This is a genomic window from Streptomyces sp. NPDC127108 (assembly GCF_042677545.1).
In the GTDB taxonomy this organism is placed as follows: domain Bacteria; phylum Actinomycetota; class Actinomycetes; order Streptomycetales; family Streptomycetaceae; genus Streptomyces.
Genome location: NZ_JBHXTE010000025.1, coordinates 101,009 through 113,743 on the forward strand (window position 1 = coordinate 101,009; position 12,735 = coordinate 113,743).

Genomic DNA, 12,735 nt, shown 5'->3' on the forward strand with positions numbered 1-12,735 from the left:
ACACCCCCCGATTAATCGGGCCGCGTGCCTTGGCGTGGGGGGGTGACCGGAGCTTTCCGGTCACCCCGCCTCTTTCGGACCGCCCTTTCCTCGATGCTCAACTTGCCTGCCATGCCCGGGTGAAGACCAAGAAGAAGTGCTGATGCGCTGACGGCACCGCTCCGCGGCGGTCGGCCTACCCGTGGCCCGTCAGGCGCGCTGCCGACGCGATCGTCGACGCCGCCTCGCGCGCGGTGAGACCCACGCGGACCGCGGCGTCGGTGAGGGGCGCGGTGAGGGCCTCGCCGAAGCCGTTCTCGTACGCGCGGCATGCCGCCCAGAACAGACGCGTGTTGCGTTGTCCCTCGTGCGCGGCGAGGACGAACTGGACCAGGCCCTGGCCCTGTTGGGGGTCCGCGGGGGCGCCCGCGTGTGCGGGCCGCGGGCGGCGTCGCGATGCCGGGACGAGCAGCCGCAGGAGCGCGGGCGGGCAGGCGGCCGGCGGGAGGTGGGCCGTGCCGGGGACCGCGCTGTAGACGCCGTGTTCGGTACGGGAACCGGGGCCGACGAGATAGCCGCCCGCGCCGCGGATGTCGATGCCGGGGGCCAGGCGGCCCGCCGAGTTGGGTACGACGGTGTCGGGCGGCCCGGCCAGCCAGATGTGGCGGCCCCCGCTCGGCGTCGAGACGACGACGGTCTCCGGGATCGTGAACAGGTGCCGCAGCGCCAACTCGCGCAGTTCGGCGGGGGCGTCGACGCCGGACTTGGTGTCCAGGTCGATGCCGATCAGGTGGTACGGCGGCAGCCCGCAGGCAATCCCGTAGCCGGAGGCCCAGGGCGCGGCGTCGAACAGTTCACGGATGCGGTGCGGGTCGGTCGACGCGTCGTACACGCCGTGTCCCATGCGGCCGCACTCGCCGCGACAAGGGGGTGACTGCTGCGGGGCGTCACCGTGCCTTGGAGCGTCACGGTGCCCTGGGGAGGCGTGGTGCCGCGCGTCGTCGTGCCCCGGAGCAGCGTGGTGCTCTGGAGAAGCGTGGCGCCCCGGAGCGGCGTGGTGCCGTGCGTCGTCGTGGTGCGGGGAGCGCAGCGCCGGGAGCTTCGTCCGCGACAGCGGGATGACGGCGAGGCCGCGCTCGGCGGCGGTCAGGGCGTGGGCCAGCGCGAGGGTGGCGGTGCGGCGGTCCGCGGTCGGGTGTTCCGCCGCCCGGGGCTCGGCCCGGTGGGGCTCCGCCGCGTGGCGGGTGGTGTGGTCGGCGGCGCGGTCTGTGGCATGGCGGTCGATGGGGGCCATGACTTCAGTTTCGTACAAACGTTCGATGAAGGGAAGGGGGGTGGCAGGGGGTGGCGCGCCGTACGCGGACGGCGCCCCCCACTTCGCTCCTCTGCCGGAACGCTTCAGCCCGTGCGGCGCCTGGCCTCGGTCGCCGGAACGGCGCTGAGCTGCGACTTCGAGGGCGCAAAGCATGTTTATCGACTTGTCCTCACGCTTGCGGGGGAATCGGTCCTTCCGGGGTGGTTCGCCGGGGATTCGGTGGGCAACTCTGGTCTCGCGACGTCGTGCAGATCGAATACCGAGGCGGTCGGCCAACTGCCTTGGAGCAAGCGCTACTTGAGACGCGTCCGGCTTCCCGCCGGTGCGAATCTCCCGTTCTGGAGGAATAACATGGCAAGCATCCGTACCGCCCGCGCCCTCGCTGCTGTCGCGGCCCTGCCCCTCGCCGCCGCGCTCTTCTCCGGTGTTGCGATGGCCGACAACGGCTCGTTCGCGGACGACGGATCCAACGCCGGTGTGGCCACGGTCACCGGTAGCGGCGTCGGTGACGACAACAACGGCAACTCGTCCACGACGCAGCAGCAGGCGGTTGGCAACGGCGCCTCGAACCAGAGCAACACCGCTCAGGTGAACGGTTCCGCGTTCACGGACATCGACCAGAGCAACGCGAACGTCGCCGTCAACTTCAGCGAACTGTGGTGACCTCGGGCCTCGTTGGGGAGTGATCCTCGGGGGCCTGCTCCAAGGGGTGATGTGACAGTTGCGCGGCGGTGCCACGGGCACCGCCGCGCAGCCGTGTTCGGCGTTCCCGGAGTCGCGGGGGCCTTGACGCCGGTTCGGTTTCTGACGGACAGTCAGAAACCATTCCCGGTACGAGGCCGTGCACGACCCGTACGTGGTCGTACGAACTCGTACGTGGTCGACGAGTACGAGGCCGTACGAGGCCGTACGAGAAGGAAAGGCCGCCCGCCGTGCACCTCGCCCCCACCGAACGCCAGCAGCGCCTGCGCGCCGAACTGCGCGCGTACTTCCGCGAGCTGATGCCCGCCGGTCCGCCCGCGAGCGACGACAAGGCCGGGCAGCGGCGGCTCCTGCGCCGCATCGGCGCGGACGGGTACCTCGGCATCGGCTGGCCCGTCGAGTACGGGGGCCAGGGGCGCGGGGCCGACGAGCAGTTCGTGTTCTTCGACGAGGCGTACCGCGCGGGCGCACCCGTGTCGATGGTCACGCTGAACACCGTCGGGCCGACCCTCATGAAGTACGGGACCGAGGAGCAGAAGGCCGCCTTCCTGCCCGGCATCCTGCGCGGGGAAACCGTCTTCTCGATCGGTTACAGCGAGCCGTCCGCGGGCACGGACCTGGCCGCACTGCGGACACGGGCCGTCCGAACCGCGGGCCCGAGCGGCGACTGGCTGATCCACGGCCAGAAGAGCTTCACCTCCAACGCCCAGCACGCCGACTGGATCTGGCTCGCCTGCCGCACCGATCCCGAGGCGCCCAAGCACCGGGGCATCTCGATCCTCCTCGTGCCGACCGACGCGCCCGGTTTCTCCTGGACCCCGATCGAGACCGTCGGCGGTCAGAGGACGACGGCGACGTACTACGACGGCGTGCGCGTGCCCGCCGGGAACCTCGTCGGCGCGGAGCACGACGGCTGGAGCCTCATCACCAACCAGCTCAACCACGAGCGGATCGCGCTCGCGGCGATCGGCATGCAGGCCGAGGACTTCCACGCGGCGGCGCTCACGGCCGCGTGCTCACCCGATCCGGTGAGTGGCGAGCGTCGGATTGACGCTCCGTGGGTCCGTTTGAAAGTGGCCGAGTCGCATGCGCGGCTCGCGGCAACGCGCCTGCTCAACTGGCGTTTGGTGGGGGATGTGGAGGCGGGTGGTCCGGCCCCGGGGGACGCGAGCGGCGTGAAGTTCGTGGGAACCGAATCGGCGGTCGAGGTGTACCGAATATGTCAGGAGATCGCGGGGGACGCGGGGCTCGTGCGGGCCGGTTCGCCGGGCTCCCTGGCACTGGGGACGGCCGGGGACGGGGAGCTGGAGCGGATGAACAGGGCGGCGCAGATCAACACCTTCGGGGGCGGGGTGAGCGAGGTGCAGCGGGAGATCGTGGCGACGATGCGGCTCGGGATGCGGAGGGGGCGGCGATGACGCGCGGGGACGATGCGGGCGGGCTGGGCGTACCGGGCGGATCGGGCGGGCGCGAGCCGGATGGGCTGTACGAGAAGTTGAAGGCGTACGAGGGGCAGGCCGCCGCGGTCGCGGGGCGCGGCAAGGACCCGGTGAACGAGCCGATGATCAGGCACTGGTGCGAGGCGATGGGGGACACCCACGCCGCGTACTCCGGGCCGGAGGCAGTGGCTCCGCCGACCATGCTCCAGGTGTGGACGATGGGCGGCCTCTCCGGGCACAGCGGCCGCTCGGAGGCGTACGACGAGCTGTTCGCCCTGCTCGACGACGCCGGGTACGCCTCGGTGGTGGCGACCGACTGCGAGCAGGAGTATCTGCGTCCGCTGCGCCCCGGGGACGAGATCACCTTCGACGCGGTGATCGAGTCGGTCTCGGAGCGCAAGACGACCAAGCTCGGTACGGGGTACTTCGTGACGACGCGGATGGACGTCCGGGCAGGCGGGGAACCAGCGGGGACGCATCGCTTCCGGATCCTGAAGTACGTGCCTGCGCGGCGGCGGGCCAAGGGGGTGGGATCGGCGGGGCCGGAGGGGGCGTCGGGATCGGCGGGAGCGAGGGGTGCGGCCGGATCGGCCGAGGGTACGGGACCGGCCGCCCAGGCCCGGAGCAGACGGCCTCGGCCCGTGATCAACAGGGACAACGCGGGCTTCTGGGAGGGCGTGGCCCGGCACCGGCTGCTGATCCAGCGCTGCGGCTCCTGCGCCCGCCTCCGCTTCCCCTGGCTGCCGGGCTGCAACGCCTGCGGTTCGCCCGAGTGGGACACGGTCGAGGCGAGCGGCGAGGGCACGGTCTTCTCGTACGTGGTGATGCACCACCCGCCGTTCCCGGCCTTCACCGCGCCGGATCAGCCCGCCGGCGAAGCCGGGCCGTACGCGGTCGTGCTCGTCGAACTGGCGGAGGGGGTGCGGATCATCAGCCAGGTGGTGGGGGTGGAGCACGACCGGGTGCGGATCGGGATGCCGGTGCGGCTGGAGTTCTGCCGGGTCGACGAGGAGCTGGAACTGCCGCTGTTCCGGCCGCTCGCGCCGGACGGCGGTCCGGACGCGGCCACGGGCGGGGCGGCCGACCGGGTGCGGGAAGGCGTGCCCGCCCGGGAAGGCGTGCCCGCCCGGGAAGGCGTGCGCGTGCGAGAGGGCGTGCGCTGACATGGACTTCACGCCCACACCGGAACAGGCGGCCGCCCGGGAACTGGCCGCGCGGATCTTCGGGGACCTGTCCACACCGGACCGGCTGGCCGCGGCGGGCACCGCGTCGGACGCCGAGCTGTGGAAGACGCTGTGCGCGGCGGGCCTGCCGGGCGCGGTGGAGGAGGTCGGACTGCTCGGCCTGGTGCTGCTGCTCGAGGAGCAGGGCCGGACGACGGCGCAGGTGCCGTTCGCGGTGAGCTGTGTGTACGGACTGCTCGCGGTGACGGCGCACGGTTCGGCGGACCAGCGGGCGAGGCTGCTGCCGGGGCTGCGGGACGGGACGGAGGTGGCGACGGGGGCGTTCCCCGCGCGGGGCGGGGCCGGTCGGGTGCGGGTCGAGGACGACAGGCTGACCGGGGCGGTGCCGTGGGTGCCGTGGCTGCGGGACGCGACGTTCGTGCTGGTGGCCGCGGCGGACCGGAGCCTGTGGCTGGTGCGGACGGCCGCCGCGAGGTGCGAGCCGGTCGAGCTGACGGCGCCGTGGCGGGCGGGGCGGCTGGTGCTCGACGGGGTGCGGGGGGAACGGCTGGGGGACGGGGCGGGCGTGGGTGCGGGCTCGGGAGAGGTCGGCGGCGCGGACTTCGGGGCGGTCGCTGGTGCGGGCTCCGGCCCGGGCGGGGGCGCGGCGGCGGTCGCGTACGACGACGTGCTCGCCACCGCCCGTACGGCCTTCGCCGGGCTGCAGGCCGGGGTCTGCGCGGGTTCGCTGGCCCGGGCCGTGGCGTACACCAACGAGCGGGAGCAGTTCGGCCGCCCGCTCGCGTCGAAGCAGGCGGTCCAACTCCGGGCGGCGGAGGCGTACATGGAAACGGAGGCGATCCGCGTCACGGCGTACGAGGCGGCGTGGCGCCGGGACGAGGCACTGGCGTACGGAACGCACGCGCTGACCGCCGCGTGGTGGGCGTCGGAGGCGGGCCGTCGCGTCGTGCACGCGGGCCAGCATCTGCACGGCGGCGTGGGTGCCGACGTCGAGTTCCCGGTGCACCGGCACTTCCTGTGGGGCCGCCAGCTGGACGCGTATCTGGGCTGCGGCGGCGAAGTCCTGTCCGAGTTGGGCGACTTGATCGCGACGGAGGAGACGACGGAGGAGACGGAGGAGTCCGTATGAGTACCGCATCCGCACCGCGCGCGGGGGACGTGCTGCCTCCCCTGGAGATCCCGGTCACCCGCACCCTGATCGTCGCCGGAGCCATCGCCTCGCGGGACTACCAGGACGTGCACCACGACGTGGAGCTGTCCAGGCAGAAGGGCTCCCCCGACATCTTCATGAACATCCTCACGACCAACGGCCTGGTGGGGCGGTACATGACGGACTGCTTCGGCCCCGAAGCCACCCTGCGGAAGGTGGCGATCAGGCTGGGGGCGCCCAACTACCCCGGAGACACGATGACGTTGACAGGGACGGTCGAGCTGGTCGAGCAGGCCGAGCCGGGTGTGCCCGAGGGAGGGGCGGCGACGGTCACCGTCAGGGTCGTCGGCGCCAACAGCATCGGCAAGCACGTGACCGGCACCGTCACGGTGACGGTGCCCGCCGGGCCGTCGCGGGCGGCGGGCGCAGGGGTCGGGGGCGGCGCATGAGCGTACGGAAGAAGGACAGCCTCGGCGGGAAGGCGGCGGTCGTCGGGATCGGGGCGACGGAGTTCTCCAAGGACTCGGGACGCAGCGAGCTGAAGCTGGCCGTCGAGGCGGTGCGGTCGGCGCTCGACGACGCGGGCCTGCGCCCGGCCGACGTGGACGGCCTGGTGACGTTCACGATGGACACCAGCCCGGAGATCACGGTGGCGCAGGCGGCCGGGATGGGTGAGCTGTCCTTCTTCTCCCGCGTGCACTACGGCGGCGGCGCGGCCTGCGCGACCGTGCAGCAGGCGGCCCTCGCGGTGGCGAGCGGGGTGGCCGAAGTGGTCGTGTGCTACCGGGCGTTCAACGAGCGGTCGGGCCGCCGCTTCGGCTCCGGGGTGCGGCATCGGGAGCCGTCGGCGGAGGGCGCGGCGCTCGGCTGGTCGCTGCCGTTCGGGCTGCTCACGCCCGCGTCGTGGGTGGCGATGGCGGCCCAGCGCTATCTGCACGCGTACGACCTGACTCCGGAGGCCTTCGGCCAGGTGGCGGTCGTCGACCGGAAGTACGCGGCGACGAACCCCGCGGCGTACTTCCACGGCAGACCCATCACGCTGGCGGACCACGCCGCCTCGCGGTGGATCGTCGAGCCGCTGCGGCTCCTGGACTGCTGCCAGGAGACGGATGGCGGCCAGGCCGTCGTCGTCACGAGCGTGGAGCGGGCCCGGGACCTGCCTCATCCGCCCGCCGTGATCGCCGCCGCGGCCCAGGGCGCGGGCCGCGCCCAGGAGCAGATGACGAGCTTCTACCGCGACGACCTCACAGGACTGCCCGAAATGGGCGTGGTGGCACGCCAGTTGTGGCGCACGTCGGGGCTGGCGCCGGGGGACATGGACGTGGGGATCCTGTACGACCACTTCACGCCGTTCGTGCTGATGCAGCTGGAGGAGTTCGGGTTCTGCGAGCCGGGGGAGGCGGCGGAGTTCGTGGCGAAGGAGCGGCTTCCGCTGAACACCCACGGAGGTCAGCTCGGCGAGGCGTATCTGCACGGGATGAACGGCGTGGCCGAGGCCGTCCGCCAGATCCGCGGCACGGCGGTGAACCAGATACCCGGCGCCGCGCGCGCCCTCGTCACGGCGGGCACCGGTGTCCCCACATCGGGGTTGATTCTGGTGGCGGACGGCTGAACGCGGCGCGTGTCCCGCGCTCGGCGGCGGCCCAGGACCGTTCACTCGCTGCATGCGCCATCGAAAGAAGCTTCTGGGAATCGTGCTGGGCCTGGCCCTGGCGACACTGGCCATGGACACGGAGGCGGGCTCAGCCGCGACAACGACGACCACGATCACGCCACCCGGCGGACCGCCGCCGGGCCCCGACCCGGGCCTCGCGCGCGCCACCTCCGCGGGCCGGGCCGGCGCCGCCTTCTACGGCCGCGCCTTCGACACCTGCCAGGCGCCGTCCGCCGACACCATGCGCCGCTGGCTGGAGTCGGACTACGGAGCGGTCGGGGTGTACTTCGGCGGCCGCGGCCGGGCCTGCCCGAACCAGCGGCACCTGAGCCGGAGCTGGCTGCGCTCGGTCGACGAGATGGGCTGGGGGGTGCTGCCGCTGTATGTGGGGTCGCAGTCGCCGTGCGTCGTGGCAGAGAACAAGCAGCACGTCCGCATCGGGCGCAGCCCCGCGCGGCAGGGCGCCCGGGAGGGAGGGGACGCGGTCAGCAGGGCCCAGGACCTCGGCATCGCGCCGGAGAGCCCGCTGTACCTGGACATGGAGTCGTACCGCCAGAACGATCGCGCCTGCGCCCGCGACACCCTCGCGTTCGTCCGCGCCTGGAACCGCGAAGTGCGCAGCCAGGGCTACGTACCGGGCTTCTACAGCAGCGCGAACTCCGGCGTACGGCACATGGACGAGGCCCGGCGGCAGGGTGTCGACGACCTGCCGGAGGTGATCTGGTTCGCGCGCTGGAACATCCAGCCCGATCTGTACGGCGAGCCCGCGCTCGGGCAGGACGCCTGGCAGCCCAACCGGCGCATCCACCAGTACGCGGGCAACGTCACCGAGCGGCACGGGGGCCGGACGATCACCATCGACCGCAACCTCGTGGACGCCCCGGTGGCCACACTGGGCTAGACCTGTCACGTCGGACGGGCCCGGGGGCTCCGCCAGGACCACGGGCCCACCCGGACCACAGGGCCCGACCCGTGCCCGCCCGGCCGCGCCCGCCCCGCGCCCGCCGTGCCGGTTCCCGCGCGCCCGCCGACCGCCGGGCGCGTACGCCCCCGGACCCCGACCCCCGCCGCCAGGCGCTTTCGTACACCTCAGGGTTGAACCCGCAGGGGTCGGCCCCACCTCCTCCACCTTCAGGAGGTGGGGTTGGCTCCCCTCGTACAACCTGAGGCGGACAAGCCTTCGGGACCTGCGGCCGATCCGCTGATGTAGGGGTCGCTTCTAGCGTGGAGCCATGACCGCATCCATGGTGTCCGTGTGCACCAGCGCATCGAAGGCCGCGACGCGGACCACGAGTCCTTCCGCCTACCCGTCGTTCGCCTCCTACGTCCGGGCCCGCCAGCTTGTGCTGCTGCGCACCGCCCGGTCGCTGACGGCGAACCCGAGCGATGCCGAGGACCTGCTGCAGACGGCGCTGACCAAGACGTATGTGGCCTGGGACCGGATCGAGGACCACCGGGCGCTCGACGGCTATGTGCGCCGGGCGCTCCTGAACACCCGCACGTCGCAGTGGCGCAAGCGCAAGGTCGACGAGTTCGCCTGCGACGAGCTGCCCGAACCGGATGCCGTGCCGGCCGGTGACCCGGCCGAGCAGCAGGCGCTGCACGACGCGATGTGGCGCGCGATCATGAAGCTGCCCGCGCGGCAGCGGGCGATGGTCGTCCTGCGGTACTACGAGGACCTGAGCGAGGCCCAGACGGCCGAGGTGCTCGGGGTCTCCATCGGTACGGTGAAGAGCGCGGTGTCGCGTGCGCTCGGCAAGCTCCGTGAGGACCCGGAGCTGACGCCGGTCCGCTGAGCGACGGCTTCCGCCGCGCGTCCGGCTCCGCCGAGCGCCCAGCTCCTCCGCGCGTCCGGCTCCGCCGAGTGTGTGCTCCGCCGGGCACCGCTCCGCGCCCCCCGGCCCGGGGTCGACGGGGGTCATGCCACTTCACTCGCTCCGTCGCGGTCAATTTCCCTACATGTGCTCCCGCGGTAGTGACATACCGTGCGGTATGCGGCAAGAATCTGGGGCTACTAGCAGGTAGAGCGCCGGGACCACCCGGTCGCCTGTGCCGCCCACCAGGAGGACGCCGTGCTGAGCACCATGCAGGACGTACCGCTGACTGTGACCCGCATCCTCAACCACGGGACGACCGTGCACGGGGGTTCGCAGGTCGTCACGTGGACCGGTGACGGTGCTCCGCAGCGCCGGACCTTCCGGGACATCGGTGCCAGAGCCGCCCAGCTCGCCCACGCCCTGCATGACGACCTCGGAGTTCGCGAGGGAGATGCGACAGGGACGTTCATGTGGAACAACGCCGAGCACGTCGAGGCGTACTTCGCCGTCCCCTGCATGGGCGCCGTCCTGCACACCCTCAATCTGCGGCTGCCCGCCGACCAACTGACGTGGATCGTCGGCCACGCCGCCGACCGCGTGATCATCGTCAACGGCTCGCTGCTCGGCCTGATCGCGCCGCTCCTCGACCGGCTGCCGACCGTCGAGCACCTGGTCGTCTCCGGCCCCGGCGACCTCTCCCTCCTCGACGGCGCCCGCGTCCGCGTCCACGACTACGAGGAACTCATCGCGGGCAAGCCCACCTCCTACGACTGGCCCGAGCTCGACGAACGCCGTGCCGCCGCCATGTGCTACACCTCCGGCACCACCGGCGACCCCAAGGGCGTCGTCTACTCCCACCGCTCCATCTACCTGCACTCCATGCAGGTCAACATGTCCCAGTCCATGGGACTCACCGACGCCGACCTCAGCCTCGTCGTCGTACCGCAGTTCCACGTCAACGCCTGGGGCCTGCCGCACGCCACCTTCATGACCGGCATCAGCATGCTGATGCCCGACCGCTTCCTGCAGCCCGCGCCGCTCGCGGAGATGATCGAGTCCGAGCGGCCCACGCACGCCGCCGCCGTGCCCACCATCTGGCAGGGCCTGCTCGCCGAACTCACCGCCAAGCCCCGCGACGTCAGCTGTATGAAGCAGGTCACCATCGGCGGCGCGGCCTGTCCGCCCTCCCTGATGGAGGCCTTCGACCGCATCGGCGTCCGCGTCTGCCACGCCTGGGGCATGACCGAGACCTCACCGCTCGGCACGGTCGCCCGCCCGCCCGCGCATGCCATCGGCACCGACGAGGAGTTCGCCTACCGCCTCACCCAGGGCCGCTTCCCCGCCGGAGTCGAGGGCCGCCTGGTCGGCCCCGACGGCACCCACCTGCCCTGGGACGGCGAGTCCGCGGGCGAGCTGGAGGTGCGCGGCCCCTGGATCGCCGGTTCCTACTACGGCGGGGTGGGCGGCGAGGCCCTCAAGCCCGAGGACAAGTTCAGCTCCGACGGCTGGCTGAAGACCGGCGACGTCGGTGTCATCAGCGCCGACGGCTTCCTGACCCTCACCGACCGCGCGAAGGACGTCATCAAGTCCGGCGGCGAGTGGATCTCCTCCGTCGACCTGGAGAACGCGCTGATGTCCCACCCGGACGTCGCCGAGGCCGCGGTCGTCGCCGTCCCCGACACCAAGTGGGGCGAGCGCCCGCTCGCCACCGTCGTCCTCAAGGAGGACGCCACCGCCGACTACGCCGCCCTGCGCGACTTCCTCGCCACCCGCGTCGCCAAGTGGCAGCTCCCGGAACGCTGGGCGATCGTCCCGGCCGTCCCCAAGACCAGCGTCGGCAAGTTCGACAAGAAGGTGCTGCGCAGGCAGTACGCGGCGGGCGAGCTGGATGTGACGCAGCTCTGAGGCCCGGCCTCGGTGCGGCACCGGTGGCCCCGCGGGCGTGGCTCGCGGGGCAGCACTCCTCCGCTCCGGCGGCTCCCCCACGGTTCGCACCGTCCCGGCACCGTTCACCGCCGCACCGCCCCGGCACCGTTCACCGCCGCACCGCCCCGGCGCCGTTCACCGCCGCACCGTCCCCACGCCGCTCACCACCGCACCATCCCCACGCCGTTCATCGCCGTGTCCGCAGCGACGTCACCCCCCACCCCACGGCCAGGCAGCCCGCCGCCACCGCGCACACCCCGTCCCAGCCCCAGTGTGTGAACGCCGTGCCCGCGAGGGCCGAGGCCATGGCGCCGCCCGCGAAACCCGCCACCACATAGGCGGTGTTGGCGACCGCCGGGGCGGAGGTGGTGGTGAGGGCCAGCGTCTGGTTGGCGATGTGGCTCGCGACGAGCGCCGCGTGGACGGCGACCGCCGCCGCGCACAGGGCCCACAGCCGCTCGCCGCCCAGCCAGAACAGCGGCACCGACACCGCCGCGAGCGCGTACGCCGACGCCACCACCCTGGCCACGCCGAACCGGTCCACGAGGCCACCCGCGACAGGCGCCACGAGGCTCGCCGCCAGGCCGAAGAGCCCGAACAGGCCGGCCGCGCCGGTCGTCATGCCGAACCCGCCGTCCCCGTCGCCGGTGAGCAGCAGGGCGAGAGAGGTCCACAGCGCGCTCCACGCGCCGTACATCCCGCCCTGACGTATGCAGGCCCGGCGCAGCTCCGGTGACATCCGGACGACACCGGGGAGTTGGGCGAGGCCCGCGAACAGCGGGCCCGTGCGGCGGTGGCCCTCCTTGGGCAGGGCGGCCGCGGAGGCCAGGCCGAGCACCGCGGTGAGCACGGCCGCGCCGAGGAAGACGGCACGCCAGCCGAAGGCCTGCCCCGCGAGCGCGCCGAGCACCCGGGCGGCGACCACGCCGGTGAAGAGCCCGGCTATGAGGGCCGCGACATGGCTGGCCCGCCGGTGCGCCGGTGCCCGCGCGGCGACGAGCGGCACGAGCAGCTGCGGGACGACCGTCGCGGCGGAGGCGACAAGGACGGCGGCGGCGAGCGCGGTCGCGCCGGAGGCCGTCGCGCCCAGGGCCAGGGCGGCGGCGGTGGCCAGGGACAGCGACGCGACCAGCCGCCGGCGGTTCACGCGGTCGCCGAGCGGGGCGAAGAACAGCAGCCCGGCCGCGTACCCGAACTGGGCCACCGAGGCGATCCATGCGACGCCCGACGGCGTGGAGCCGAAGTCCCGGGCCATGAGAGGGAGCAGCGGGGCGGCGACGTAGATGTTCGCCGCCGTGACCGCCGTGCAGACGGCTATGAGGACGAGGAAGAGGCGCGGCGGGAGCCCGCCGGGGCGCGCCTGGTCCGCCGCCGAGGTGCCCGGCAGCGACTCCGGCAGTGATCCAGTCCGGGTTCCCGGCAACGATCCCGTCCGGGATTCCGACAGCGATCCAGTCAGCGATCCAGCCCGGGATTCCGGCAGCGGTCCCGTCCCGGACGGGGATGGCATGCGTGAGGTCATGGGTGGCAGGGCTCCAATTCGTACCGCCGATGGCACTCCCGTGCCGC

General features: G+C 72.9%; 11 protein-coding genes. 9 read left to right on the forward strand and 2 right to left on the reverse strand.

Annotated features, from left to right (window positions below; translation table 11 throughout):
* Positions 1-175: 175 nt before the first annotated feature.
* Positions 176-1,273: a bifunctional DNA primase/polymerase gene (locus ACFVHO_RS22250; RefSeq protein ID WP_385717178.1), complete on the reverse strand. Its 1,098-nt coding sequence runs from the start codon at positions 1,271-1,273 to the stop codon at positions 176-178.
* Between the two features lie 372 nt (positions 1,274-1,645).
* Here ACFVHO_RS22250 and ACFVHO_RS22255 point away from each other — a divergent pair, with 372 nt between their 5' ends.
* The 9 genes from ACFVHO_RS22255 (at position 1,646) to ACFVHO_RS22295 (ending at position 11,145) form a co-directional block, all read left to right on the forward strand.
* Positions 1,646-1,957 carry a hypothetical protein gene (locus ACFVHO_RS22255; RefSeq protein ID WP_385717180.1) on the forward strand — a complete coding sequence of 104 codons (312 nt, stop codon included), beginning with the start codon at positions 1,646-1,648 and terminating at the stop codon, positions 1,955-1,957.
* Between the two features lie 269 nt (positions 1,958-2,226).
* The gene (locus tag ACFVHO_RS22260; RefSeq protein ID WP_385717183.1) at positions 2,227-3,414 is read left to right on the forward strand and encodes an acyl-CoA dehydrogenase family protein; all 1,188 of its coding nucleotides are present in this window, start codon (positions 2,227-2,229) and stop codon (positions 3,412-3,414) included.
* Positions 3,411-4,598 carry a bifunctional MaoC family dehydratase N-terminal/OB-fold nucleic acid binding domain-containing protein gene (locus tag ACFVHO_RS22265; RefSeq protein ID WP_385717185.1) on the forward strand — a complete coding sequence of 396 codons (1,188 nt, stop codon included), beginning with the start codon at positions 3,411-3,413 and terminating at the stop codon, positions 4,596-4,598. Before ACFVHO_RS22260 ends, ACFVHO_RS22265 begins: the two co-directional genes overlap by 4 nt.
* A 1-nt stretch (position 4,599) precedes the next feature.
* The gene (locus ACFVHO_RS22270) at positions 4,600-5,748 is read left to right on the forward strand and encodes an acyl-CoA dehydrogenase family protein (RefSeq protein WP_385717188.1); all 1,149 of its coding nucleotides are present in this window, start codon (positions 4,600-4,602) and stop codon (positions 5,746-5,748) included.
* Positions 5,745-6,218 carry a MaoC family dehydratase gene (locus tag ACFVHO_RS22275; protein ID WP_385717191.1) on the forward strand — a complete coding sequence of 158 codons (474 nt, stop codon included), beginning with the start codon at positions 5,745-5,747 and terminating at the stop codon, positions 6,216-6,218. Before ACFVHO_RS22270 ends, ACFVHO_RS22275 begins: the two co-directional genes overlap by 4 nt.
* Positions 6,215-7,381 (forward strand): lipid-transfer protein, encoded by a 1,167-nt coding sequence (locus ACFVHO_RS22280; protein ID WP_385717194.1) that lies wholly within the window; start codon positions 6,215-6,217, stop codon positions 7,379-7,381. The genes ACFVHO_RS22275 and ACFVHO_RS22280 overlap by 4 nt, the downstream gene beginning before the upstream one ends.
* A 52-nt stretch (positions 7,382-7,433) precedes the next feature.
* Positions 7,434-8,324, forward strand: a complete 891-nt coding sequence (locus tag ACFVHO_RS22285) for a DUF1906 domain-containing protein (protein WP_385717196.1) — start codon at positions 7,434-7,436, stop codon at positions 8,322-8,324.
* Positions 8,325-8,655: 331 nt separating this feature from the next.
* Positions 8,656-9,219 carry a SigE family RNA polymerase sigma factor gene (locus ACFVHO_RS22290; protein WP_385717199.1) on the forward strand — a complete coding sequence of 188 codons (564 nt, stop codon included), beginning with the start codon at positions 8,656-8,658 and terminating at the stop codon, positions 9,217-9,219.
* A gap of 276 nt (positions 9,220-9,495) precedes the next feature.
* Positions 9,496-11,145 (forward strand): long-chain fatty acid--CoA ligase, encoded by a 1,650-nt coding sequence (locus ACFVHO_RS22295; RefSeq protein WP_385717201.1) that lies wholly within the window; start codon positions 9,496-9,498, stop codon positions 11,143-11,145.
* A 208-nt stretch (positions 11,146-11,353) separates the two neighbouring features.
* Here the strand turns inward: ACFVHO_RS22295 and ACFVHO_RS22300 are convergent, their stop codons facing one another.
* The gene (locus tag ACFVHO_RS22300) at positions 11,354-12,565 is read right to left on the reverse strand and encodes an MFS transporter (RefSeq protein ID WP_385717279.1); all 1,212 of its coding nucleotides are present in this window, start codon (positions 12,563-12,565) and stop codon (positions 11,354-11,356) included.
* Between the last annotated feature and the right edge of the window lie 170 nt (positions 12,566-12,735).